This window comes from Leucobacter edaphi, from assembly GCF_016522535.1.
Lineage (GTDB): Bacteria > Actinomycetota > Actinomycetes > Actinomycetales > Microbacteriaceae > Leucobacter > Leucobacter edaphi.
This window is the reverse complement of sequence record NZ_JAEHOI010000005.1, coordinates 67,660-92,571: the sequence shown is the minus strand read 5'-3', so window position 1 is coordinate 92,571 and position 24,912 is coordinate 67,660. Positions and strand designations below refer to the sequence as shown.

The 24,912-nt window shown below is 69.9% G+C and carries 21 protein-coding genes; 15 read left to right on the top strand and 6 right to left on the bottom strand.

Annotation, left to right across the window (positions count from 1 at the left end; translation table 11 throughout):
* Positions 1-45 precede the first annotated feature (45 nt).
* The 3 genes from JD292_RS05980 to JD292_RS05970 form a co-directional block, all read right to left on the bottom strand.
* The gene (locus JD292_RS05980) at positions 46-1,950 is read right to left on the bottom strand and encodes a glycosyltransferase (RefSeq protein ID WP_200131827.1); all 1,905 of its coding nucleotides are present in this window, start codon (positions 1,948-1,950) and stop codon (positions 46-48) included.
* A gap of 168 nt (positions 1,951-2,118) precedes the next feature.
* Positions 2,119-2,478, bottom strand: a complete 360-nt coding sequence (locus JD292_RS05975; RefSeq protein ID WP_369411164.1) for a hypothetical protein — start codon at positions 2,476-2,478, stop codon at positions 2,119-2,121.
* Between the two features lie 19 nt (positions 2,479-2,497).
* A complete protein-coding gene (locus tag JD292_RS05970) occupies positions 2,498-3,880 on the bottom strand; it encodes an O-antigen ligase family protein (protein WP_200131826.1) in 1,383 nt (460 codons plus the stop codon).
* A 61-nt stretch (positions 3,881-3,941) separates the two neighbouring features.
* Between JD292_RS05970 and manA the strand changes: the two genes are divergently transcribed.
* From manA to ilvA, 10 genes are all read left to right on the top strand, one after another.
* Positions 3,942-5,234, top strand: coding sequence for a mannose-6-phosphate isomerase, class I (gene manA, locus JD292_RS05965; RefSeq protein ID WP_200131825.1), 1,293 nt, complete (start codon positions 3,942-3,944; stop codon positions 5,232-5,234).
* A gap of 48 nt (positions 5,235-5,282) precedes the next feature.
* Positions 5,283-5,777 (top strand): hypothetical protein, encoded by a 495-nt coding sequence (locus JD292_RS05960; protein ID WP_369411163.1) that lies wholly within the window; start codon positions 5,283-5,285, stop codon positions 5,775-5,777.
* Positions 5,774-6,715, top strand: coding sequence for a bifunctional riboflavin kinase/FAD synthetase (locus JD292_RS05955; RefSeq protein ID WP_200131824.1), 942 nt, complete (start codon positions 5,774-5,776; stop codon positions 6,713-6,715). Before JD292_RS05960 ends, JD292_RS05955 begins: the two co-directional genes overlap by 4 nt.
* A 181-nt stretch (positions 6,716-6,896) precedes the next feature.
* Positions 6,897-9,068 carry a DEAD/DEAH box helicase gene (locus tag JD292_RS05950; RefSeq protein ID WP_233613655.1) on the top strand — a complete coding sequence of 724 codons (2,172 nt, stop codon included), beginning with the start codon at positions 6,897-6,899 and terminating at the stop codon, positions 9,066-9,068.
* A 43-nt stretch (positions 9,069-9,111) separates the two neighbouring features.
* The gene (locus tag JD292_RS05945; protein WP_200131822.1) at positions 9,112-10,167 is read left to right on the top strand and encodes a 6-phosphofructokinase; all 1,056 of its coding nucleotides are present in this window, start codon (positions 9,112-9,114) and stop codon (positions 10,165-10,167) included.
* A 289-nt stretch (positions 10,168-10,456) separates the two neighbouring features.
* Complete coding sequence (locus JD292_RS05940) at positions 10,457-11,809, top strand: inorganic phosphate transporter (protein ID WP_200131821.1); 1,353 nt, start codon at positions 10,457-10,459, stop codon at positions 11,807-11,809.
* On the top strand, positions 11,806-12,105 hold the full coding sequence (locus tag JD292_RS05935) for a hypothetical protein (protein ID WP_200131820.1): 300 nt from the start codon (positions 11,806-11,808) through the stop codon (positions 12,103-12,105). The genes JD292_RS05940 and JD292_RS05935 overlap by 4 nt, the downstream gene beginning before the upstream one ends.
* Before the next feature lie 227 nt (positions 12,106-12,332).
* Positions 12,333-13,691 carry an aldehyde dehydrogenase family protein gene (locus JD292_RS05930; RefSeq protein ID WP_200132012.1) on the top strand — a complete coding sequence of 453 codons (1,359 nt, stop codon included), beginning with the start codon at positions 12,333-12,335 and terminating at the stop codon, positions 13,689-13,691.
* A 31-nt stretch (positions 13,692-13,722) separates the two neighbouring features.
* Complete coding sequence (locus JD292_RS05925) at positions 13,723-14,931, top strand: AI-2E family transporter (RefSeq protein ID WP_369411162.1); 1,209 nt, start codon at positions 13,723-13,725, stop codon at positions 14,929-14,931.
* On the top strand, positions 14,932-16,176 hold the full coding sequence (ilvA, locus tag JD292_RS05920) for a threonine ammonia-lyase (RefSeq protein WP_200131819.1): 1,245 nt from the start codon (positions 14,932-14,934) through the stop codon (positions 16,174-16,176).
* A 22-nt stretch (positions 16,177-16,198) separates the two neighbouring features.
* Here the strand turns inward: ilvA and JD292_RS05915 are convergent, their stop codons facing one another.
* Positions 16,199-16,804: a TetR/AcrR family transcriptional regulator gene (locus tag JD292_RS05915; RefSeq protein ID WP_200131818.1), complete on the bottom strand. Its 606-nt coding sequence runs from the start codon at positions 16,802-16,804 to the stop codon at positions 16,199-16,201.
* Positions 16,805-16,952: 148 nt separating this feature from the next.
* Between JD292_RS05915 and JD292_RS05910 the strand changes: the two genes are divergently transcribed.
* Positions 16,953-18,710 carry an amidohydrolase gene (locus JD292_RS05910; protein ID WP_200131817.1) on the top strand — a complete coding sequence of 586 codons (1,758 nt, stop codon included), beginning with the start codon at positions 16,953-16,955 and terminating at the stop codon, positions 18,708-18,710.
* A 160-nt stretch (positions 18,711-18,870) separates the two neighbouring features.
* Positions 18,871-20,283 carry an APC family permease gene (locus tag JD292_RS05905; RefSeq protein ID WP_200131816.1) on the top strand — a complete coding sequence of 471 codons (1,413 nt, stop codon included), beginning with the start codon at positions 18,871-18,873 and terminating at the stop codon, positions 20,281-20,283.
* 68 nt (positions 20,284-20,351) lie between these two features.
* On the opposite strand, the gene greA is transcribed toward JD292_RS05905, so the two are convergent.
* Together greA and JD292_RS05895 are read right to left on the bottom strand one after the other, a co-directional pair.
* Positions 20,352-20,837, bottom strand: coding sequence for a transcription elongation factor GreA (greA, locus tag JD292_RS05900; protein ID WP_200131815.1), 486 nt, complete (start codon positions 20,835-20,837; stop codon positions 20,352-20,354).
* A gap of 133 nt (positions 20,838-20,970) precedes the next feature.
* On the bottom strand, positions 20,971-21,498 hold the full coding sequence (locus tag JD292_RS05895; protein ID WP_200131814.1) for a DUF4307 domain-containing protein: 528 nt from the start codon (positions 21,496-21,498) through the stop codon (positions 20,971-20,973).
* 92 nt (positions 21,499-21,590) lie between these two features.
* Here JD292_RS05895 and mca point away from each other — a divergent pair, with 92 nt between their 5' ends.
* The 3 genes from mca to recQ are packed head-to-tail and all read left to right on the top strand — an operon-like array spanning position 21,591 to position 24,903.
* The gene (gene mca, locus JD292_RS05890; protein WP_200131813.1) at positions 21,591-22,460 is read left to right on the top strand and encodes a mycothiol conjugate amidase Mca; all 870 of its coding nucleotides are present in this window, start codon (positions 21,591-21,593) and stop codon (positions 22,458-22,460) included.
* Positions 22,457-22,759, top strand: coding sequence for a hypothetical protein (locus tag JD292_RS05885; RefSeq protein WP_200131812.1), 303 nt, complete (start codon positions 22,457-22,459; stop codon positions 22,757-22,759). The genes mca and JD292_RS05885 overlap by 4 nt, the downstream gene beginning before the upstream one ends.
* Before the next feature lie 8 nt (positions 22,760-22,767).
* Complete coding sequence (recQ, locus tag JD292_RS05880) at positions 22,768-24,903, top strand: DNA helicase RecQ (RefSeq protein ID WP_200131811.1); 2,136 nt, start codon at positions 22,768-22,770, stop codon at positions 24,901-24,903.
* The last annotated feature ends 9 nt before the right edge of the window (positions 24,904-24,912 follow it).

Sequence of the window (24,912 nt, the reverse complement as noted above, 5' to 3'; positions counted from 1 at the left end):
TGGGCGCCCGGTGCGTGCCCAGTGCGCGCCCGATGCGCGCGGCGGTCAGCGCCCCTCGATCGTCTTCTTCCACTCCTCGACCGAGACGAACTCGGGCATCGCCTCGCGGTAGGCATCCACCAGTCGATCCCAGTTCTTCGCGATCTTGCGGTTGAGGCGGTTCGACTCGCGCAGGAGCCGGCGGAACTTGGCGCTGTCGTGGCGGTACCACATCTTGCCGGAGCCGTCGGCCGCGCCCACGAGCACGCTGCGGTGGTGGGGGATCTTCCACCAGTTCGCTTCGCGCTTCGCGTACTCGAGCTCGGGCTGTGCGGCGTCCGCCTCATTCGAGCGGTCGAGCCAGGCCTTCGGGAGCATGCGCGCCGTGAAGAGGGCGAGCCGGAGGCCGGTGAGCGGGCGCGCCTGCGCCCCGATGTGCGGGAGGGCGCGGCCGTTCCGCGACACGGGGGTGTCGAGGTCGCCCGGCTTGTAGACGCGGGTCTCGGGGAAGCCCGCCGCGGTGGCGCGGGCGTTCGGCATGTCCTTCGGCATGGAGCGGTGCAGCGCGCGCGGCCCGGCGAGAACGGACTCCATGCCCTCGACCGCGAGCTGCACCGCGTAGTACTGCATGTTGAGCAGCATCTTGATGTTCTGGCGCTGCATGTGCTTGAGCATGCCGGCGCCGCCCGCGGGGTTCGCGTGCAGCAGGCCGGCCACGATCCGGTTGCGCGTGTGGAAGAAGGCCTGCCAGTCCTGCGAGTCGTCCTTGTCGAGCCACGACACGTGCCAGAGCGCGACACCGGGGAGCGAGACGGTGCGGAAACCGGCGTCCTTCGCGCGCAGGCCGTACTCGGCGTCGTCCCACTTGATGAACACCGGAATGGAGAGGCCGATCTCCTGGATGACCTTCTTCGGGATCATGCACATCCACCAGCCGTTGTAGTCGGCGTCGAGGCGCGCGTGCATCCACGGGGTCTGGCGCAGGTTCTGCTCGCGGAAGTCGTGGCGGTGCTGCTCGTGGAAGGAGGGGCCCCACAGGAAAACATCCGGTCGCACGGTCTCGGCCCAGGCGTGCAGCACGGGCTTGTCGAGCAGGTCGAACATGTGGCCGCCGACGAGGACGGGCTCGCGGCTGAACCGGCCGAACTGGAGGGCCCTGAGCGCGCTCTCCGTCTCGAACTCCACGTCGTCGTCGAGGAGGAGGAGGAAGTCGGTGTCTTCGCGCTCGAGGGTTTCGGCCATGGAGCGGGAGAAGCCGCCGGAGCCGCCGAGGTTGCCCTGCTCGATGACGGCGAGCTTCTCGCCGAGCCGCTTCGCGACCTCGGCGTACCCCGGCTCGTCGCTCACCTTGCGGGTGCCCTGGTCGACGAGGAAGATGCGGTCGATCCCGGCGAGCAGCTCGGGGGATCCCGCGATGTTCTCGAGGGTTGCGACGCAGTAGTCGGGCTTGTTGTAGGTGGTCATGCCGAGGCTGAGGAGCCCCTCGACCACGGGTTCGGCCTCCGTGGACCACTCGCCGCTCTCGAGCACGAGGTCGTCGGTGCTCGCGATGAGGTCGAACCAGTACCAGCCGCCGTCGCTGAAGGCGCTCAGCGGGAGGTCGAACTCGGACACGGCGCTGCCCGTGACGCGCTGGGAGTCGACGCGCTGCTGGGTGCCGCCGGAGTTGGAGCGGTAGACGATGACGGTGCCCGGCCCGCTCGTGCGCACGGTCAGGCGGACCCGCTCGACCACCGTCCAGCGCTGCCAGTAGGACGCCGGGAACGCGTTGAAGTAGCTGGCGTAGGAGACGCGCTGGCCGGCGCGGACGCGCGCGCTCGTGCGCGAGAGGACGTTGTCGACGCTCGCGTTCTGCGAGAGGCGCACTTCCCTGCGGCCGAACTTTGTCCACGATTCCGCATCCGCGTAGAGCGGGAGGACGTCGGGATCCTTCGCGACGGGGAACACGACGGTCTGCAGCGTAGTCGGCATCGGGATAGGGCCTCTTCCGGGAGTGACAGCACGGATTTCCAGTCTATCCGCGCGGCTTGGGAGCGAGGCGGGGAGGTTCCCGCAAACGGGGCGCCTGCCCTGAAAATGCTCGGAAGTCTCGCCGCAATCAGCGGGAAAGCCGAAGCTAAACGTCGGGTGAACAGATCCTCACTCGGCGGGGCGGAGCGTGGCGCTCGCCCGCCACACGGCCTGCGTGAGCCCCGGCGCGAACTCAGCGATCTCCCTGAGCAGTTCGAACTCCACCCGATCGGCGTTCCGGCGGTGCGCCTCAGCGTCCTCGCCGCCCGCCCGCGCGGCGAGCCGTGCGAGCCCGAACTCGGCGAGCCTCCCGCGCTCCTCGAGCAGCTCGTCCCGCAGCTCCCGCACCACGAGATCATCGATCTCGGGAACCTCCGCGTACGCGGTCGCGGGATCCTGCCCGTTCCTGACCCGGTGCTCGAGCATGGTCATGCGCTCCAGCTCGGCGTCCTCGCGGAGCCGCTGCAGACGATCGGTGCTCAGGCGCACGGGACCGCTCCGCCCGTGTTCACCGCACGAGTCCCGTCTGGCCGGTCTCGTGCACGATCGGCGCCTGCCTCCACGGGATGTGCCTGGGCTCGGCGTCGAGGGAGGGCAGGGCAAAATCGAAGCGGGACTTCACGGCGAGGAGGATGAGCAGCACCCAGTTCCCCTCGATGAGCAGCCGGCTCTCGGTGAACGACTGCACCACGAGCACCACCATCACGAGGAACGGCCACAGCGCGCTCGTCGCGTAGGGGAGCGGAGGCCCGAAGCCGCGGCGGGGCGGATCGACCGCGCGGAACCAGACGCGCCAGAGCGTCAGCACCACGATCGGCGCGAAGGCGAGGACGCCGACGATCCCGAGCTGGAACCACACGTCGAGCCAGGCGTTGTGCGCGCTCATCACCTGGATGCCGGCCTTCGTGTCGAGCGACGCGAACGGCTCGGCCCACGGCGCCCAGTAGCTCACCCAGCCCCAGCCGAACCACGGCCGCTGCTGGGCGAGCTCGATCACTTTCTCCCAGGTCTCGACGCGTCCCGTCAGGTCCCCGCTCTTGCCGAGGAAGCCGAAGAGGACGTCGCGCGCGAAGAGCAGCAGGCCCGCGACCCCGGCGAGCAGCACCCCGCCCGTCACGTACAGCGGCACGCGCCGCTCCTGCCCGAGCCTGCGGGCCCAGATCGCGAACACCAGCGCGCATGCCGCGGCGACGAGGGCGACCCCGTTCGTCGCCCCGCGCGTCAGGAGCAGCGTGATCGCGGCGAGGATCAGCCAGAACCAGCCAGCGAGGGGGCGGACGAGCCCGGCGCGGAGCTGGATCCCGAACACGATCGCGCCGAGGAGGGCCACGAAGCCGAGCAGAATCGAGCTCGCGAGGAGCCCCTGGATCGGTCCGCCGGAGAACAGCAGATCACGGCTCCAGTAGAGCAGCTTCGACACCTTCTGGCCGGGCTCGGGCTCGGGGATGAAGTTCTGCAGCACGGGATGCCGCACGAATATCGCGACGAACAGCTCGAAGAGCAGCGAGAGCCCGATCAGATAGCGCAGCGCCGTCCCGAGGGTGCGCAGCACCTCGTGCCAGGTGAGCACGAACGCGAGCACCACGGCGACCAGCGTCGTGGCGAGCTGCGCCACCACGCCGAGGACGCTCTCCAGCCGGTACTGGGACCAGGTGATCGACAGCACCGCGAGGATGAGGAACCAGTAGATCGGCGCAGGCAGCCGGTACCAGCGGAAGCGAGCCGGCTTCTCGCGCACGAAGATCACGATCCCGACCACCGTCGCGAGGACCGCGGCCGCGACGAAGCCGGGCCAGCCCACGAGGTTCCTGACCGCGTTGCCTCCGAGGGTGAGGAGGAAGACGCAGATCGCGAACGCGCTGATCCCGAGTCTGGTCTTGCTCTCCGCCATAGTGGGTATGGTAGTTCATGCCCTGGACGGGACGCAGCGCGCGGCACTTGCGAGGAGAGACGTGCTCATCTTCATCGAGAACACCCCGCGTGACTACGCCTGGGGATCGCGGGATGCGCTCCCCGAAATGCTCGGGATCGAGCCCACCGGCGAGCCGCAGGCTGAGCTCTGGCTCGGCGCGCACCCCGGCAGCCCGGCTCACGTGGCCAAGGCGACGTCGGCGCCGCGCACCCTCATCGACCTGATCGAGAGCGATCCGGAGCGGTGGGGCGTCGATGGCGGGCAGCTGCCGTTCCTCCTGAAAGTGCTCGCGATCGGGGCGCCGCTGTCCCTGCAGGTGCACCCGGATCGGGATCAGGCCCGCGCAGGCTACGCGGCCGAGGACGCGGCGGGGATCCCGCTCGAGGATCCGAGCCGCAACTACGGAGACGAGAACCACAAGCCGGAACTGCTCGTCGCCCTCGGCGAGGTGATGGCGCTGAGCGGCTTCCGTGACGTCTCCGACGCGCGCCGCGATCTCACGCGGCTCGCGGCCGCGGCGCGCGCCGCCGGCGACGAGGCCGGGGCGGACGCGATTGAGGCGTGCGGCGATCGCCTCGCCGGGGGAGACCCGGCGGAGCGCCGCCTCGACTTTCTGCGCTGGGCCTTCGGAAAGGACCCGATCGTGCCGGCGGCGCTCGCCGCAATCTGCCGCGTGATCGGGGACGGGGATCCCGAGCGCGCCGCCGCCATCGCGGACGGCTGCGACGACTGGGACGCGGACCGCGCCCGCGCGCTCGGCGCGCTCGTCGCCGCGCACCCCGCGGATCCCGGGCTGCTCGTCTCCCTGCTCCTCCACGTCGTACGCCTCGCTCCGGGCGAGGCGATCTACCTGCGACCGCGGCAGCTGCACGCCTACCTCGGCGGGGTCGCCGTCGAGGCGATGGCCGCGTCGGACAACGTCCTCCGCGCCGGGCTCACGCGCAAGCACGTCGATATCGACGAGCTGTGCCGCGTCGTCGAGCCCACCGAGCTCGCCGAGCCTCGGCTCTTCCCCATCGTGCTCGCCCCCGGCCTCGTCGCCTGGCGTCCCGACGTTCCCGACTTCCAGCTCATGCGCGCCCGCCTGCTCGAACCCGAGCAGGACGAGTGGCGCAGGATCGGCCCAGGAGACGCCGCGGAAGAGGTGGTCGTGCCTGCGCACCGGCCGATCGTGCTCGTGGTGGTCTCCGGCCGCGTCCGCATCGAGCGGCCGTCCGCCGCGCTCGCGGAGGTGGCGACGGCCCGCCGCGGGCAGTCCCTCTACGTCTCGGCCGGTGAGCCCATCGTGCTGACCGGGCACGGGGACGTCTTCCTCGCGACCGTCGGGGCCTGAGTCACCCACCCGGCGACCGCCGAGGCGCCGCTGGGTACACTGGAGGGCGTGTCGAATTCCGAACGCACCGCGCCACAGCGCCCCGCAGCAGCACCCTCCGAGGGCGACGCCACCGCCGTCGCCGCGGAGACCGACGCCGAGACCCGAGCCGACCGCCTCGGCGGCCTCGGGCGCGTGCTCATCGCCGTGTACATCGTTCTCGCGCTCGGCGCCACATTCCGCTCGATCTATCAGATCATCTCGAAGTTCAACGAGGCGCCCCTCGCGTACTCGCTGTCGGCGCTGTCGGGCATCGTCTACATCGTGGCCTCGATCGCGCTCATCAAGCGCCGGGGCGTCTGGCGCCGGATCGCGTGGGGAGCGCTCATCTTCGAGCTCGCGGGCGTGCTCATCGTCGGGGCGCTCAGCATCTTCGCCCCGCAGCTCTTCGCCCACCCCTCGGTGTGGTCCGGCTTCGGCAGCGGATATCTGTACATCCCCCTCGTGCTCCCCGTGCTCGGCCTGATCTGGCTGAGCCGCACCGGCAAGGCGGCGCAGGCGTGACCCAGGTGGTCGACGCGCTCGAGCTGATCCCCGCCGACACGGGCGCGGGCAGCTGCGTCGCGATCGGCAAATTCGACGGCCTGCACCTCGGCCACCAGGCGATTCTCCGGCGGCTCGTGGAGGAGGCCCGCGCAGATGGCCTGCGGACCGTCGTGGTCACTTTCCGCAACAACCCGCTGAGCTATCTGAAGCCCGAGGCCTGCCCGCAGCCGCTCATGAGCCCCGAACAGCGGCTCGAGGCATTCGAGGAGGCCGGGATCGACCTCTGCGTGATGGTCGAGTTCGATGCCGACTTCGCCAGGATCCCCGCCGAGGACTTCGTGGCCGACGTGCTCGTCGGCCGGCTCGGCGCGAAGCACGTGATCATGGGCGCCGACTTCCGCTTCGGTCACCGCGGCGCAGGAGACGGCGAGCTGCTCGCCGAACTGGGCGAGCGCTTCGGCTTCACTGCTGAGGTCGTCGACTGGGTCGGTCACGGCGATGATCAGGTGTCCTCGTCTCGCGTCCGCGCCGCGGTGGCCGCGGGCGACGTCGACGCCGCCGCCCGCATGCTCGGCAGGGCCCCCGCGGTGCGCGGCGAGGTGGTGCGCGGCGACGCGCGCGGCCGCGAAATCGGTTTTCCGACCGCGAATCTCGGCGGCCGGATCGAGGGGCTCGTCCCCGCCGACGGCGTCTACGCCGGCTGGACGACGATCGAGGGGGAGCGCCGGATCGCGGCGATCTCCGTCGGCAACAACCCGACGTTCACCCCCGAGGGGCAGTCCCGCGTCGAGGCCTTCCTGCTCGATTTCGACGGCGACCTCTACGGGAAGCGAATGCGGGTGGAGTTCGCGCACCGGCTGCGCGGCATGGAGCGCTATGACTCGCTCGACGCGCTGCTCGAGCAGATGGACGCGGACGTGCAGCGCACCCGCGATCTGCTCGGCGACACCGACTGAGCCGCCCCTCTTCCGCGTTCCCGGGCGCGTCGCAGCGGCGTGACTGATAGGATCGGCCCCAGGCCGCTCCCGCGATCGCGTCTCGAGCCCCATGCGCAGCATGAGGTCAGGCTCGGGCGAGCGGGGAGGCCGCGTTCCAGGTACCCGACCAGAGTTCGTACCACGCCGACCAGGAGTTCCATTGGCACCCACCACTGCCGCACGCCAGTCCGCCAAGCGGGAGAGCGCGCAGAATCGCGGCGCGTCGCGCCGCAAGCACGCCCACAACGAGGGCATCATCCCGCTGCTCGCGCGCGCGGTTCGCGAGGTCGAGTCCTCCGCCCAGCGCGGAAAGGCCACCCCGGCGAATCGCACCAAGTTCCACGTGATCGCGCTGCTCATGCGCGAGGAGCGCGCCAGGGTGAAGACCGACGAGTCGGTCAAGGACGCTGAGCGCGCGGAGACGCTGAAGCGGCTCGACGGCGTCGCCGCCATCCTCGCGAAGACGGCGGCCAGGGACACGAGCCTCATCACGCTGCTCGAGCCCGCAGCCCCCATCACGGAGGCCACGCGGCAGCTCAAGCGGAAGATGCTCGTGCAGGCGGGCCTCGTCGCCCCCGACGAGGAGCCGGTCGCTCCGGAGCCCGCGAAGGCGTTCGTGCCCCCGGAGCTCGCGGAGCGCCAGGTCGAGCCGAGCGGGATCGACGCTCGCATGCTGTCGCGGCCGTTCCTCGCCCCGGATCTCACGCCGCCGAAGCAGCCGACCCCGGTCGTGCGGCTCGCGAACTGGGAGCTGCTCGGGCCGCTCCTGAAGTCGTTCGAGCAGGGCGGTGGCGGCTCGGCGTGCATGCCGCTCCCCGAGCCCCCGGTCCCGGATCGGCTCGCGCCGCGCGGCCGCGAGCTCATGCCCCACCAGGCACGCTTCCTCGAGAGCGTGCGCGAGGGGCACCGCAGCTTCCTGCTCGCTGACGAGCCCGGTCTCGGCAAGACGGCGCAGTCCGTGATCGCCGCATCCGTCGCGGATGCGTATCCGCTGCTCGTCGTCGTCCCGAACGTCGTGAAGATGAACTGGGCGCGCGAGGTCGAGCGGTGGACGCCGCAGCGCAAGGTCACGGTCATCCACGGCGACGGCCGCGACGTCGACGCCTTCGCCGACGTGTTCGTCGTGAACTACGAGATCCTGGATCGCCACCTCGACTGGATCAGCCGCTTCGGTTTCAAGGGCATGGTCGTCGACGAGGCGCACATGATCAAGAACGTGCAGTCGCAGCGCTCCCGCAACGTGCTCGCCATCGCGGAGCGCATCCGCGAGCGCACGCCAGGGGTCTCCCCGCTGCTCATCGCGCTGACGGGCACCCCGCTCATCAACGACATCGATGATTTCCGCGCCATCTGGCGTTTCCTCGGGTGGACCGACGCCGACAAGCCCGGGAACGAGCTCATGGCGCGCCTCGAGAACAACGGCTGGACACCCGCGGACTCCTCGTTCTATCCGGAAGCTCGGCAGTCGGTCATCGACATGGGCATCGTGCGCCGTCGCAAGATCGACGTCGCCGCCGATCTCCCCGCGAAGCGCGTGGTCGATCTCCCGGTCGAGCTCGACGACGAGCTGGGTCGCGGAATCCGCGAGGCCGAGGCGCAGCTCGCCAGGAAGCTCGTCGATCGCTTCACCGCGATCAAGACGGGCAAGCTCGGCGAGAAGCTCAGCGACGAGGCCATCATCCGCATGGTGTGCACGCAGGAGCTCGAGGAATCGAACGCCTCAGCCGACGGCATGAACGTGTTCACGATGGTGCGCCAGATCGGCCAGGCGAAGGCCTCGCTCGCCGCCGATTACACGGCGCAGCTCGCCCGCTCGGTCGGCAAGGTCGTGTTCTTCGCGAAGCACATCGACGTCATGGACCGGGTGGAGGCGCAGCTCGCCGAGGCCGGCCTGAAGACGATCTCGATCCGCGGCGACCAGACGGCGCAGTTCCGGCAGGAGCAGATCGACGCGTTCAACACGGACCCCGAGGTCTCGGTCGCGGTGTGCTCGCTCACCGCCGCCGGCGTCGGCGTGAACCTGCAGGCCTCGTCGAACGTGGTGCTCGCGGAGCTGTCGTGGACCGATGCCGAGCAGACGCAGGCCATCGACCGCGTGCACCGCATCGGCCAGGAGGAGCCGGTCACGGCCTGGCGGATCATCGCTGCCCAGACCATCGACGCGAAGATCGCGGAGCTCATCGACGGCAAGGCCGGCCTCGCGGCCCGCGCGCTCGACGGAGCCGAGGCGAAGCGCGAGGACGAGGACTCGGTCCAGCTGCAGGCCCTGATGGCCGTGCTCGCGCGGGCGCTGCCCTCCGCCGACGTGGAGGCGCCGATCCTGCTCGGCTAGGCTCGAGACGGCGCCGAGACACGGCCCGGAACGGGGGAGTGCCATGAAGCTCGGCGTGCTCTGCTCGGGCGGCGACAGCCCGGGAATGAATGCCGCGATCCGCGGCGCCGTGCTGCGCGGCGTCGACGTGCACGGCTTCGAGATGGTCGGCTTCATGGACGGCTGGCGGGGGTTTCACGAGGGCGACACCGTGCCCCTCGATCGCCCGGCTGTGCGGGGAATTTCGCCGCTCGGCGGCGTCATGCTCGGCACGAGTCGCGTCCCGCCGTTCCCCTCGCGCGCCGGGAGCCGGGAGGAGTGGGAGGCGTTCGCTGCGCGCTTCGCCGAGCACGGGCTCGACGGCCTGCTCCTGATCGGGGGCAACGGCACGCAGACGGTCGCAAAGATGCTTGCTGACCGGGGATTCCCGGTCGTCGGTCTGCCCAAGACGATCGACAACGACCTCGACGGAACGGACTACACCTTCGGCTTCGACACGGCCGTGTCGATCGCCTCGGAAGCCGTGGACCGGCTGCGGACCACGGGCGAATCGCACCGGCGCTGCATGGTGCTCGAGGTCATGGGGCGCGATGCCGGATGGATCGCGCTGCACGCCGGCGTCGCCGGAGGCGCTCAGCTGGTGCTCATCCCGGAGTATCCGGAGTCGATCGAGCAGATCGCCGCGTGGGTCGCCGAGGTGCGCGACCGCGGTCGGTCCTCGCTCGTCGTGGTGGCCGAGGGGTTCAGGATCGCCGGGCACGACAGCTCGGCGGAGCCCTCGGAAGCCGTGACCCGCGCGGGGCTCGACGGCTTCGGGCGACCAAGACTCGGCGGGATCGCCGAGGTGCTCGCCCCGCTGATCGAGGAGCTGACCGGGATCGAGACCCGCGCGACCGTGCTCGGGCACGTGCAGCGCGGCGGGTCGCCCACCGCGTTCGATCGGGTGCTCGCCACCCGTTCCGGCATCGCCGCGGCGGACGCCGCACTCGCCGGGGCGTGGGGCACGATGGCGGCGCTGCAGGGCAACAGGATCGAGCTGATCCCGCTCGGGGACGCTGTGGGCCGCTTGAAGACGGTGCCGCACGAGCGCTACCAGGAGGCGCGCCTCAACTTCGGGTGATCGGGGTCGCCCGCCGGTTCGCCGCGCCCGCGCCGCTCCCGCGCTGCGCGGCCCCGCGCCGCGGCTGGGTTCGCTCCGCCGCGGGCCCCGCCCCGCCGGTTCGCCGCGCCCGCGCCCGCTCGGTAAACGGAGAGTGAACGCGCCGCTCTCGGCTTGACCTGATCAGAGCAAGGTGGAACCATGAATACCGGCGCGCGCGTGCGTGTCAACCGTTGCACATCGACTATTCGGTGAACAGTGGGTGACCTCGCGGGTGGACCACGCTTAAGCCCACGAACGAAAGACGCCGGTGGAACTCACTCTCATCGTGCTGCTGGTCATCGTACTGGCGCTCTTCTTCGACTTCACGAACGGTTTTCACGACACCGCGAACGCGATGGCCACGCCCATCGCCACCGGTGCGCTCAAGCCGAAGACGGCCGTGCTGCTCGCGGCGCTCCTCAATCTCGTCGGAGCCTTCCTCTCGACGGAGGTGGCGAAGACGATCTCGGGCGGCCTCATCAACGAGGGGGACGGCGGGGTGCTCATCACCCCGGAGATGATCTTCGCCGGCCTCATCGGCGCGATCGTCTGGAACCTCGTGACCTGGCTCTACGGGCTCCCGTCGAGCTCGTCCCACGCGCTCTTCGGCGGCCTCATCGGCGCCGCGATCGTGGGCGCGGGAATCTCCGCGATCAACGGCGGGGTGTTCCTGTCGAAGATCCTGATCCCGGCGCTCGCCGCCCCGGTCACCGCCGGCCTCGTCGCGTTCACGGCCACCCGGGTCGCGTATGCGATCACGCGCCGCCACGACGGCAAGAAGGACGGCCGCGGTCGTTTCCGCTACGCCCAGATCGCGTCCTCCTCGCTGATCGCCCTCGCGCACGGCACGAACGACGCGCAGAAGACGATGGGCGTCATCACCCTGACCCTCGTGGCCGCCAACATGCAGCAGCCCGGCACCGGCCCGCACCTCTGGGTCGTCATCGCCTGCGCGCTCGCGATCGCCATCGGCACCTACTCGGGTGGCTGGCGCATCATCCGCACGCTCGGCGCCGGCCTCACCCAGGTGAAGCCCGCCCAGGGGTTCGCTGCCGAGACCGCAACGTCGGCGACGATCCTGGCCTCCAGCCACCTCGGCTTCGCGCTCTCCACGACGCAGGTCGCCTCCGGCTCGGTCATCGGTTCGGGCCTCGGACGCCGCGGATCGAGCGTGCGCTGGCGCACGGTCGGACGGATCGCGTCCGGCTGGCTCTTCACGCTTCCGGCCGCCGGACTCGTCGGCGCGATCGCCGCGCTGATCGCCCACCTGGGCATGGTCGGCGTGATCATCGACGCGGTGCTCGGCCTCGGCTTCATCCTCTTCATCTTCTGGCGTTCGCGCCGCAACCAGGTTGACGCCTCGAACGCGATCCCGGCCGTGCCGGTTCCTGACGTCGCCGAGTCCGGCTACGCCGTGCGGATCCGCAAGTCCAAGGTCAAGTCGGTCAAGACCAAGACGGGCACGATCCCGCCGCTCACGCCCGTCGCACAGTCGGCCGTCCGCGCCGATATCGCGGCCCGCGAGGCCGAGAAGGCCGCTCGCGAGGCCGAAGCGGCCTCGCAGCAGGCGGAGCCGGACGGGCGCGGCGGCGCAGCTGAGCACGGGGAGGGTGCGCGATGAACATCGACTGGATGGCCTTTTTGATCGTGTTCCTCGCGGCGCTCGGTGCCGCGGTGTTCGTGGTCGCGCTCTACTCCTTCGGGATCCGCTTCCTCGCGACTCCCGCTCCTCCCGTGCGCCGTGTCGACGGCACCTTCGAGCCGAACGGCCCGTCGCGTGACGACGAGGACGACGACGTCGACGACGCCGGCCGTCCGCTGTGGGCGACGATCGCGGCGAATTTCTGCTTCGGCCTGTCGGTCGTCGCGGTGCTCGTCGGGATCTTCCTGATCATCCCCGCGCTCCACTTCTGGTGATCCGGAACGGGACCGCGACGGCGCCGATCCGCGTTGCACGGTTCCCGGTATTCGATCAGCCGCGTGTCGGTGGTCCGCACTAGTCTTGCCGCATGAGTTCGTCCTCCACCCCCTCTGTTTCCGCGCCGTCGCCCGCCTCGGCTGCTAAATCCTCTGGTGAACAGGGGCTTCCCCGCGGGGAGTTCGCGGCGACCGACGTGCGCCGCATCGCGGGCATTGTCGGGGGGATGCGATACGGCTTCGGGCTCGACATCACCCGCCCTGCGGCCTGGCGGCGAGAGCAGCTCACGCGATTGCGCGCGCTGCTCGTCGATCGCAGCGCCGACTTCGAGCGCGCACTCGAGTCGGATCTCGGGAAGGCACCGACGGAGTCGCAGCTCACCGAGATCGGCTTCGTCGTCACCGAGATCGATCACGCTCTGGCCCACCTCGAGTCCTGGATGCGGCCGAAGCGCGTCGGCGTGCCGCTCGCCCTGCAGCCGGCTTCGGCGCGGATCGTGGCGGAGCCGCTCGGCGTGGTGCTCGTCATCGCGCCGTGGAACTACCCGCTCATGCTCGCGCTGTCGCCCGTGGTCGGCGCGCTCGCGGCCGGCAACGCCGTGGTCATCAAGCCGAGCGAGCTCGCGCCGGCCACCTCGGCGCTGATCGCCCGGCTCGTCCCCGACGCGCTCGACAGCCGAGCGGTCTCGGTCGTGCAGGGCGGGGTCCCCGAGACCACGGAGCTGCTCGCGCAGCGCTTCGACCACATCTTCTACACGGGCAACGGCCGTGTCGGCCGCATCGTCTCGCGCGCGGCCGCAGAGCACCTCACCCCGGTCACCCTCGAGCTCGGTGGCAAATCTCCCGCCTACGTCGACGGCACGGCGCCGCTCGCGGAGGTCGCCAAGCGAATTGCGTGGGGCAAATTCCTCAATGCGGGTCAGACCTGCGTCGCGCCCGACTACGTGATCGGGCCGAGCGCCGTGCTCCGCCGCCTCGCGCCGCTGCTCGCGGACGCGGTCCACGAGCTCTACGGCAGCGCCGTCGCGCAGAACCCCGACTACGGGCGGATCGTCAACGATGCCCAGTTCGACCGCCTCGTCGGGTACCTCTCGGCAGGCGAGGTGTTGGTCGGCGGGACGCACGATCGGTCGACGCGCTTCATCGAGCCGACGGTGCTCGCGGACATCGAACCGGGCTCCCCGATCCTGAACGAGGAAATCTTCGGCCCGATCCTGCCCCTGATCCCGGCAGAGAACCTCGATGAGGCGATCCGCCTGGTGCGTTCCGGCGACAAGCCGCTCGCCGCGTACGTGTTCAGCGACGACCCCGCGGCGCGCCGCGCCTGGGAGGAGCGCACGAGCTCGGGCGCCCTGGGCTTCGGCGCACCCGTGCTGCACCTGTCCGTGCCCGGCCTCCCGTTCGGCGGCGTCGGCGAGAGCGGCTCGGGCGCCTACCACGGCGAGCGCTCCTTTACGGTGTTCAGCCACCAGAAGGCCGTGCTCACGAAACCGCTTGCGCCGGACACGCTGGGCCCCACCATCATGCCGCCCTATACCCAGGCGAAAGAGACGCTCGTTCGCCGCTGGCTCGGGAAGCTGCTCTAGCCAGGCATACGCCGGTCGCTAGGATTGACGCGTGGAACAGCGGAAAGAGGGCAACGGGCTGCCGGAAACGCAGCGGCCGGTCGATGACGCCGCAGGGGAGCTGCCCCTCGGCGTCCGTGTCGCCGCCGCGTGGTCGTGGCGCCTCGTCGCGATCGGGCTCGCCTCCGCGGCGTTCCTGTGGCTGATCGTCCAGGTGCGGATCATCGTGATCCCCGTCTTCATCGCGATCCTCCTCACCGCGCTGCTCTCGCCGATCGTGCGCTGGTTCGAGCGTCGCGGGGCACCGAAGTCGGTCGGCGTCATCGCCGCGCTCGCGGCCTTCATCTCCGCGATGTGGGTGCTCATCACCCTCATCGTCACGCAGCTCCGAAACGGCTTCGACGATCTCGCGAAGCGGAGCGAGGAGGTCTGGTGGGAGGCGAAACACTGGCTCGAGAGCAACAGCATCGGCATCACCGCCCAGCAGCTCGACAACGCCGTGCAGCAGGTCGTCAAGACGATTGAGGGCCACCAGTCCGAGATCTGGAACGGCGCCCTGGGCATCGCCACGACGGCGGGCCAGCTCGTCACGGGATCGCTGCTGACGCTGTTCTCCCTGATCTTCCTGCTGATCGACGGCAAACGCATCTGGAACTGGGTGCTCGGCTTCCTGCCGGCGAACGCTCACGCCCCCGTCGACGCCGCCGGTCGCGCCGGCTGGGTGTCGGTCGGCAGCTACGTCCGCGTGCAGATCTTCGTGGCCTTCGTCGACGCGGTGGGCATCGGCATCGGTGCGGCGCTCCTCGGGGTGCCGCTCCCGATCCCGATCGCGATCCTCGTCTTCCTCGGCTCCTTCATCCCGTTCCTCGGCGCGATCTCCACCGGTGCGCTCGCCGCGTTCGTCGCGCTCATCTACAACGGCCCGGTCAACGCGCTCATCATGGTGTGCGTGGTGATCCTCGTCAATCAGATCGAGGGCCACATCCTGCAGCCGCTCGTCATGGGCAACGCGGTGCGCGTGCACCCGCTGGGCGTCGTGCTCGCCGTGTCGACCGGCGCGCTCCTCGCGGGCATCCCCGGCGCGCTCTTCGCCGTGCCGCTCACCGCCGCCGCGAACTCGATCGTCAACGTCCTCGTGAACAAGGGATGGGACCCCGGCGTGGATCCCGTCGCCGAATACCACAGACACGAGAAGCTCCACTCGCGAGCCAAGCACCGCGCCAAGAACGTCGCACGCCTCCGTCGGAAAGAGAACAAGTAGATGAGCGAGCAGTACCAGGTCCCCACGCTCGAAGAGTTCGCGCGCGCCAGGGAGGTCGTACACCGGGTCACCCGTCGCACGCCCCTCGAGTCCTCTCGATTTCTCGCCGAGGGGCTCGGAGTTCCGCGCGTCTACCTCAAGTGCGAGAACCTGCAGCGCACCGGCGCGTACAAGCTTCGCGGCGCCTACAACCGCCTCACCCGCCTCACGGAGGAGGAGCGGGCGCGCGGCGTCGTCGCCGCCTCCGCGGGCAATCACGCGCAGGGAGTCGCGTACGCCGCGCGCGAGCTCGGGATCAAGGCCACGATCTTCATGCCCCTCGGCGTCGCGCTGCCGAAGCTGCAGGCCACCCGCAACTACGGTGCGGACGTGCAGCTCGTGGGATCCGGTTTCGACGAAACGAACCAGGCCGCCCAGGAGTTCGTCCGTGAGACGGGCGCGGTGTTCATCCCGCCGTTCGACGATCCTGCGGTGATCGAGGGCCAGGGCACGATCGCCCTCGAGATGTTCGACGAGGCGCCCGATATCGCGACGATCGTCGTCCCCATCGGCGGCGGCGGGCTCATCGCCGGTGTCGCGGCTGCCGCGAAGCAGTGGGCGGCCGCGAACGGGCGCGAGGTCAAGATCATCGGCGTCCAGGCGGAGAACGCCGCGCCGTTCCCGACCTCCCTCGCCGCGGGGGAGCCCGTCACGATCCGCACGCGCTCGACGATCGCCGACGGCATCGCGGTCGCCCGGCCCGGCGTCCGCAACTTCCAGGTCGTGCAGGAATTCGTCGACGAGGTCGTGACCGTCAGCGACGACGACATCGCGCGCGCGATCGTCATGCTGCTCGAGCGGGCGAAGCTCGTCGTCGAGCCGGCCGGCGCGGCGGGCGTCGCGGCGATCCTCGCGGGCAAGATCACCTCGGAGGGGCCTGTCGCGACGATCCTGTCGGGCGGCAACATCGATCCGCTGCTGCTGCAGCGCGTCATCGGTCACGGCCTCGCGGCATCCGCGCGCTACATGAAGCTCCGGATCCTGCTCCCCGACGTGCCGGGCCAGCTCGTGCGCACGGCCTCGATCGTCGCCGAGGCGAACGCGAACGTCGTCGAGGTGATCCACACCCGCCACGCCACGGAACTCCCGGTCAGCGAGGTGGAGCTGGAGCTCCACATCGAGACACGCGGGCACGAGCACGGCGAGGAGGTCGCGCAGGCGCTGCGCGATGCCGGGTACACGGTCCGCGTCGGCGAGAAGTATTAGCGGCGCGCGGTAACGGCCGCGATCAGGCGGTTTCGTCGAGCGGCGCGCCGGCCTGCGCGGCGGAGAGCGCGATCGCCCGGCGGGCATCGGCGACCGTGATGCTGCCGCCAGCCACGATGTGCAGGCCGTACGCGTCCTCGAGCGCGACGAAGTTCATCGCGATGTCGTCGATCGCGCCCCGCAGGGAGAACTCCCCGCTCGCGGCGCCCTCCGCGAGGATCTCGCGGTAGAGCCCCAGTTGCTCGCCGTAGAGGCGCTGCACGAGCTCATCGTGGAGCGGGGACTTCCCCGCGAGCACGTCGAACTCGTAGAGCAACCGCATGAGCGCGTCGTCCGGGCCGCTCGGAAGGCCGTGCTCGATCGCGACGCGCAGCTTCGCCGCCGCCCCCGTCTCCTGGGACACGCGCTTCGCCCGCTCGGCGCCGACGCGCTCCATGCCCGCGGCGTGCGCCTCGACGAGGATCGCGTCGAGGTCCTCGTAGTAGTAGAGCAGCGCGCCTCTGGTGACGCCGGCCTGATTCGCCACGTCCGTGAGGGACAGGTTGCGGAGCCCGTGATGCGCCGCCGCCTCGAGCGCCGCATCGACGACCTCGGCGCGGCGCTGCTTCTGCGTGCTCGGGCGTGCCATGCCTGCCAGTATGCCACTTTCCGCTGCGCACCCAGTCCGGCGAGCTGACCGGGAGAAAGAGGTTTCTTGACATTCGAGTAAATTAATTTACTCTGGAGTAAAAGAACTCGACGAGGTGGCCCGCACGGGCGGAAAAGCAGGAGCAATCATGGCGGTGGACACACTCTTCACGGGCGGACCGATCCGGACCTTCGACCCGGAGAACCCGTGGGTCGAGGCGGTCGGGGTGACCGACGGCCGGATCGCCTACGCCGGTCCAGCTGCCGACGCCCCGAGCGCCTCCCGCACGGTCCAGCTCGAGGGGCGCCTCCTCAGCCCGGGCGTCGCCGACACCCACAACCATCTCCTGCTCGGCTTCGACGACCTCGCCGTGAGCCTCGACCAGGTGCAGAGCCTCGACGTCGTGCGCTCCCGCATCGCCGAGTTCGCCGAGACGCACCCCGAGCTCGACTGGATCTGCGCCGAGAACGCGCTCTACTCCGTGGTCGAGGGCCGCCGCCCCAACGCGGACGACCTCGTGGGCGTCACCGACCGCCCCGTCTTCATCACCACCTACGATCAGCACTCGGTGTGGCTCAATCGCCCGGCGCTCGCGAAGCTCGGGATCCTGAACGGCGGCGACATCGCCTGGGGCAACCCCGAGATCGACCCCTCAACGGGGGAGCCGACCGGCTGGGTGACCGACTTCTACACGAGCGCCATGACGATCGACGGCCTCGCGGAGCTCCAGCGCGACATCCCCATGTACTCGCCCGACCGGCGCTACCGGAAGATCGTGAACAGCCTCGAAATGGCCGCACGATCGGGCATTACGACGGTCGTGGAGCCGCAGGTCCCGCTCGCAGAGCTCGACCTCTTCGCCCGCGCCGAGCGGGAGGGCAAGCTCACCTCCCGCACGATCGCCGCGATCTACCACCCCGTCGGCGCCGATGGCGACTTCCGCCGCCGCATCACCGACGCGATTCGCGAGACCCCGCAGCACGAGCGCTTCAAGCTCGGCCCCGTGAAGCTCTACGCCGACGACGTGATCGAGCCGCACACCGCAGCCATGCTCGAGGACTACGCGAACCGCCCCGGCCACCGCGGCCACACGAGCCTCGAGCCGACGGAGTTCCAGAAGCTGTTCGTCGAGCTCGATCGCCTCGGCTATCAGGTGCACACGCACGCCACCGGCGACTGGGGCATCCAGCTCACGCTCGACTCGATCGAGGCCGCGCAGCGCGCCAACGGTGTGCGCGACGCCCGCCACGGCATCGTGCACGTCGAGTGCCTCGCCCCGCAGGACCTCGCCCGTTTCGCCGAGCTCGGCGTCGTCGCCGCGATGCAGCCCCGCCACGCCTCGCCCGACCTCGTTGCCGGCACCTGGATGGAGAACGTCGGCGAGGCCCGCTGGGATCGCGCCTGGCGCTTCAAGTCGATGATCGACTCCGGCGCGCGCGTGACCTTCTCGAGCGACTGGCAGGTCGGCGAGATGGATCCCCTGATCGGGCTTTACAGTGCAATGACTCGCGCCCGCCTCGACGGCAGCGACGCCTGGACCACCGACGAGCGGCTCGACCTCGACCGCGCGCTGCAGGCGTACACGCTCGGCGGCGCCGAGGCCTTCCACCACGAGGGCGGGCTCGGCGCGATCACGGTCGGCGCGCTCGCCGATCTCGTCGTCTGGTCGGGCGACCTCTACGCGATGGAGCCGGCCGAGCTGCTCGAGCAGCAGGCCGACCTCACCATCGTCGGAGGCGCCGCGATCCACGACGCCCGCGGCGAGATGGGCGGCGTCGCTGTCGCGGCGCGCTCCCAGGACCCGGGCGGTGCCGGCCAGTCCTGCGGCGAGCCCGCTGGCGACGCCTCGCACGGCGCGCACGGCCACGATCACGCGCACGGCGGCGGGCACGCGCACGCTCACTGAGTCGGAGGGGCGGGGTTTGGTTGCCCCGCCGCTCCGCTCGGCCGCCGGCTGAACGCTCTGGCCGAACAAAACCCCAATCCCGATCCTGATTCACTCCCACCAAACCCACTCGCTCCGCGCACCGCACGAAGCACCCGAAACGCACGAAGAAGAGACAACGATGTCGACATTGCCATCCCACTCAGCTGTCGCCGCGGGCGACGATCAGATCGCGCACGAAATTGCGCACGATCAGGGAAGCTTGAAGCGCACGCTGAAGCTCCGCCACCTCGTGTTTATCGGCCTCGCCTACATGGCCCCGCTCGCCGTCTTCGACATGTTCGGCATCGTCGCCGACGTCACCCACGGCCACGTCCCCCTCGCCTACCTCGTCGTGATGGTGGCGGTGTTGTTCACCGCGTTCAGCTACTCGCGCATGGTGCGCTTCTTCCCGGTCGCCGGGTCCGCGTACACCTACGCGAAGGAGGCGATCAATGCGCACCTCGGCTTTCTCGTGGGTTGGGCGGCGACGCTCGACTACTTGCTCCTGCCGATGATCAACGCGATCCTGTCGGCGATCTACATGGGCGCGGTGTTCCCGGAGGTGCCGTTCTGGGTCTGGGTGCTGCTCACGGTCGGAATCTGTACGGCCCTCAACCTCGTCGGTGTGAAACTTGCCGCGAAGATGAACGTTCTGCTGGTTTCGATCCAGCTCGTCGTCGCCGTGGTGTTCGTCGTTCTCGCCGTGGCGAACATCGTGAACGGGGCGAACGGAGCGTCGTTCACGATCCGCCCGTTCATCTCGAGTGACGTGCAAGCCGCCGCGATCACCGCGGGGGCCGCGATCCTCGCACTCTCATTCCTGGGATTCGACGCCGTCTCAACCCTCGCCGAGGAGGCCGAGCGGCCCACGAAAGACATTCCGCGAGCGATCTTCATCATCATCGCCGTCGCAGGCGCGTTCTTCGTTTCCGTGACCTACGTCATGCAGACCCTGTTCCCGGACGTATCGCAGCTCGGCGACATCGTGGGCGCCTCACCCGAGATCGCGAGGTACATCGGTGGTGCGGCATTCCAGGCGATCTTTGTTGGCGGATACATGATGGCCGTGCTCGGCTGCGGGATCACCCAGCAGATGAGTGCAGCGCGCCTGCTCTACGCGATGGGCCGCGACGGCGCCCTGCCAAGACGGCTCTTCGGGAGCGTGAACCCGAACACGGGCGTGCCCGTGTGGAATGTCCTTCTCGTCGCGGCGATCGCGCTGACCGCCGTTTTCGTCGACCTCGATCAGGCCGCCTCGATGATCAACTTCGGCGCGTTCATCGCCTTCATCTTCGTGAACCTGTCGGTGATCTTCATGTTCTTTCGCTTCATGAAGCGGCACACGACCGGCACGTGGCTCGGCTACGTCCTCGTCCCTGCGGTCGGCGTCGCGATCAACCTCGGGCTCTGGTTCAGCCTCGACCGGATCTCCATGATCATCGGCGGAATCTGGCTCGCTATCGGTCTTCTCTATCTCATCGTGAAGACGCGCTGCTTCCGGGCGAACGCGCCAGACCTGACCGGGCCGATGAACGTCGGCATGAGCGAGTAAGCGTCGAGAGCCCCGCGCCGACCGCGCAGTGCGGGTCGGGCGCGGGGCTCTCGCGTGGGGCCGGGCGATTAGCCGGAGTAGGTCTCCACGTTCAGGATCTTGACGCTGATCTGGTTGCCGTTCGGGGCGGCGTAGCTGACTTCCTCGCCGACCTTGCGGCCGACGATCGCCGCGCCGAGCGGGCTCTCGGCGCTGTAGACGTCGAGGTCGGAACCGTCCGCGAGCTCGCGGTTGCCGAGCAGGAAGCGCTCCTCGTCGCCGAAGATGTCGGCGGTGATGATCGTGCCGACCTCGACGACGCCGCTCGCCTTCGGGGCCTCGCCGACGACGGCGTGCTTCAGCAGCTCCTCGAGGTCGCGGATCCGCGCCTCCATCTTGCCCTGCTCGTCCTTCGCGGCGTGGTAGCCGCCGTTCTCCTTGAGGTCGCCCTCTTCGCGCGCGGCCTCGATGCGGGCGGCGATGTCTTTGCGGCCCGGGCCGGCGAGCTCATCCAGCTCGCCCTTGAGCCGGTCGTAGGCTTCCTGCGTCAGCCAGGTCTGGGTGGGCTCGGCCATAGTCGATCCTCGTTTTCTGTGGGGACCCGGGCTGCTTCAGCGCCGGGAGTGGAGGTACAGGCAACGCCCCGAAGCTCTCGGGGCGCGGGACAAAGTCTATCAGCGGGCTCTGACAGGGCCGGTGAGCCGCCGCTCAGCGCTTCGCCGCGTCGCCCTCGAGCACCCAGCACGTCCGGGTGGAGACTGCCGTCGACGGGTTCGTTGTGACGACGTTCGTCGTGACGACGTGGGTGCGTTCCTCGGTGACGGGCAGCTCGACGACTTTCCAGCCGACGGTCGCCTTCGCCTTGTTCAGCGCCTCGACCGCGCACGCGACGGGGGTGTTCGCCGGAGCGCTGACCTCGAACTTCGCGTCGACGCTGCCGTCGTCGCGCACCGTGTGCCCGATGTCCTGGAAAGAAATCTGATTCTGGTTCTGCCACCCGCTGAACACGAGGAAGCCGATCCCGGCAGCGACCAGGATCCCGGCCGCCGACCAGGCGAAACGGCGGTCGAAGCGATTCCGGCGGCCGGATCCGTAGCGGTCTTCGAGCGCCGCTGAGGTCGCGGCGCCTCCGCGGGGCCCGGAATCTCGGTCGATCTCGCCGCTCCCCGCCGTCGAATCGTCGTCCACAGGCCCTTCTGCGACGTCTCCACCGGGCGTTGCGCCAGGAATTGACATCGACACGGAATCCTCCGATCAGGGCTGGGTAAACTTGCAGACTGTTGCCAGCGTATCGGGAACCCCCGGGACGCACGTGTGAAAGGACGCGCATGACGCTCAGGTTGATCGCGGTTCACGCGCATCCGGACGACGAGTCGAGCAAGGGCGCAGCAACCTACGCCCACTACCTCGACCAGGGCGCCGAGGTGCTCATCGTGAGCTGCACGGGCGGCGAGCGGGGTGATGTGCTCAACGAACTCGTCGCGCGCAACCCGAAGAGCCGTCGCGACCTCGCAGGCCTGCGCCGCGAGGAAATGGCGCGCGCGCAGGAGATCATCGGGTTCGAGCATCGCTGGCTCGGCTACCAGGATTCCGGGCTGCCGCCCGAGGGCGTCGCCGTTCCGCCCGGATCATTCGCTGACATCCCCGCCGAGGTCTCGGCCGAGGTGCTCGTCCGCGTCATCAGGGAATTCCGCCCGCACGTCATGATCACGTACAACGAGCAGGGCGGCTACCCGCATCCGGATCACATCCGCTGCCACGAGATCAGCAAGATTGCGTGGGATCGCTCAGGCGATCCGGCCGCCTACCCGGATGCCGGCGAGCCCTGGGCCATCAAGAAGCTGTACTACGAAGAGATTTTCAACGCCGAACGCGTCAACACGGTCTATCAGTGGCTTCTGGACAACGATCCGGAGAACGGACTGATCGGCCAGTTCGAGGAGATGCGCGAGTGGATGACCCGCCGCGCATATCGGGGCACCGCGAAGATCAACGTCGGCCGCTTCTTCGAGCGGCGGGATGAGGCGCTGCGGGCCCACGCGAGCCAGGTGCCGCCGGACAGCTCGTTCTTCTTCTGGCCCAACGAGCTGCAGCGCGCAGCCTGGCCGTTCGAGGACTACCGACTCGCCGCCTCGCGGGTCGCCACCAGTGAATTCGAGGCAGACCTGTTTCAGGGCATCGAGGAGGAGAACGAATGATCGGGATCGTTTCGACGGTCATCCAGCTGGCAGAGGACACCAAGTTCGATGAGACCAAGGTCACGCCGGGCGTGGAGGGATTCATCTTCACGGGCCTCATGGCCGCGGCGATCATCACCCTCGGGTTCCTCCTCGTGAACCGCCTGCGCCGGAACGCCTACCGGCACGAGGTGCAGGAGCAGATCGCTGAGGAGCTGGGAAGCGATGCCGGGAACCCCGGCGCCGCGAGCCGCGGGCGTTCCGCCGACGAGTCCGCGGATCGGTCCGACGGCGCCGCCGGCGGCGAAACGCGGAACTGATCCCGGGCATGGCGCCTCCCGTGTCCTCGCCGTACGACGGCGACCCCGGCTCCCGCGGCGACGGCTTCGATGGCTTCGACGCCTTCGGCGACGAGGAGCGCTGGCCGGGGGAGGCGTGGGGCGCGCCCCCGCCAGAGGGGTACGGCGCCACCCGGAGCGTGGGAACCGGTGGGGCGAACCCCCCGGGTGGGCGCGCCTCTGAGCTTTCCGCCACGGTCGCCGCTCCCGCCGAGGCAATCGCGGGGATCGACGTCTCCACCGCCGGTTCCGGCCCGCAGCAGGGCCGCGACCCGCGCGCCGTCCTCGCCGAGGTCTTCGGCTACGAGGCCTTCCGCGGCGAGCAGGAGGCGATCATTCGCCACGTGATCGGGGGCGGAGACGCGGTCGTGCTCATGCCCACCGGCGGCGGCAAGTCGATCTGCTATCAGATCCCCGCGCTCGTGTGCGAGGGCACGGGCATCGTGCTCTCACCGCTCGTCGCGCTCATGCACGATCAGGTCGCGGCGCTTCGCCTCGCGGGAGTGCGCGCCGCGGCCCTCAACTCGGCGCTGAGCCTCGACGAGCGCCGCGAGGTCGAGCGGCAGTATCGCGCGGGCGAGCTCGACGTGCTCTATCTCGCCCCCGAGCGGCTCTCCGCCGCGGGCACCGTCGAACTCCTCCAGCAGGGCAAGATCGCGCTGTTCGCGATCGACGAGGCCCACTGCGTCTCCCAGTGGGGCCACGACTTCCGACCGGACTACCTGCGGCTCGGGGCGCTCGCCGAGCTGTGGCCGGATGTGCCGCGGATCGCCCTCACCGCGACCGCCACACCCGAGACGCACCGAGAGATCACTGAGCGCCTGCACCTCGGCGACGCCGAGCACTTCGTCTCCAGTTTCGACCGACCGAACATCCGGTACCGCATCGAGCCGAAGCAGAACGCGCGCGCCCAGCTCATCTCCTTCATCGGGGGCGATCACTCCGGCGAGGCCGGGATCGTCTACGCCCTCAGCCGGAAGCGCGTCGAGCAGACGGCGAAGGCGCTGCAGGACGCGGGCGTCGACGCCGTCGCCTACCACGCTGGCCTCCCTCCGGAGGTGCGCGAGCGCGCCCAGAACCGCTTCCTCCGCGAGGACGGGGTCGTGGTCGTGGCGACGATCGCGTTCGGCATGGGCATCGACAAGCCCGACGTTCGCTTCGTCGCCCACATCGACCTGCCCAAGTCGGTCGAGGGCTACTACCAGGAGACCGGCCGCGCGGGCCGCGACGGCCTGCCCTCCGAGGCCTGGATGGCGTACGGCCTCGCCGACGTCGTGCAGCAGCGGCAGCTCATCGAGTCCGGCGACGGCGACCAGGCCACCCGGGCCAACCAGACCCGCCACCTCGACCAGATGCTCGGCCTCTGCGAGGGCGTCGGCTGCCGCCGCCAGTTCCTCCTCCGCTACTTCGGCGAGGAGGCGGCCGAGGCGTGCGGCAACTGCGACGTCTGCCTCAACCCGCCCAAGTTGTGGGACGCCACCGTTCCCGCGCAGATGCTGCTCTCCACGATCATTCGCACGCAGCGGGAGCGCAACCGCACCTACGCGGCGGGCCAGCACATCGACGTCCTCCGCGGCACCACCTCCGACCGCGTCACCCAGATGCGCCTCGACGAACTCACCACCTGGGGGATCGGCGCGAAGTGGTCGGTCGCGCAGTGGCGCGGCATCGTCCGTCACCTCCTCGCAACGGGCATGCTCGAGGCGCGCGGCGAGTGGGGCGTGCTCGCCCCCACCGAAGCCGCGAAGCCCGTGCTCCGCGGTGCGGAAGAGGTGTGGATGCGCGAGGAAGTGCTCGCGCGTGGCGCGGGCGGCGGCGGGCGCGCCCGCGGATCCCGATCCGGATCGGGGCAGGCGAAGCAGTCGGCCGCGGCCGCCGACCTCAGCCCCGAGCAGGGAGAAGTCTTCGAGCGGCTGCGCGAGTGGCGCGCCGGAGAGGCGAGACGCCAGGGCGTGCCGGGCTACGTCGTATTCGGCGACGCGACCCTCGCCGCGCTCGCCGCGCACGCGCCGGGCACGGACGAGGAACTCCTCGCGATCAGCGGGATCGGCCAGGTCAAGCTCGAGCGCTACGGCGCGGCCGTGCTCGCCGTGCTCGCGGGAGAGACGCCACCACCCGCGGAATAGGGGTCGCCG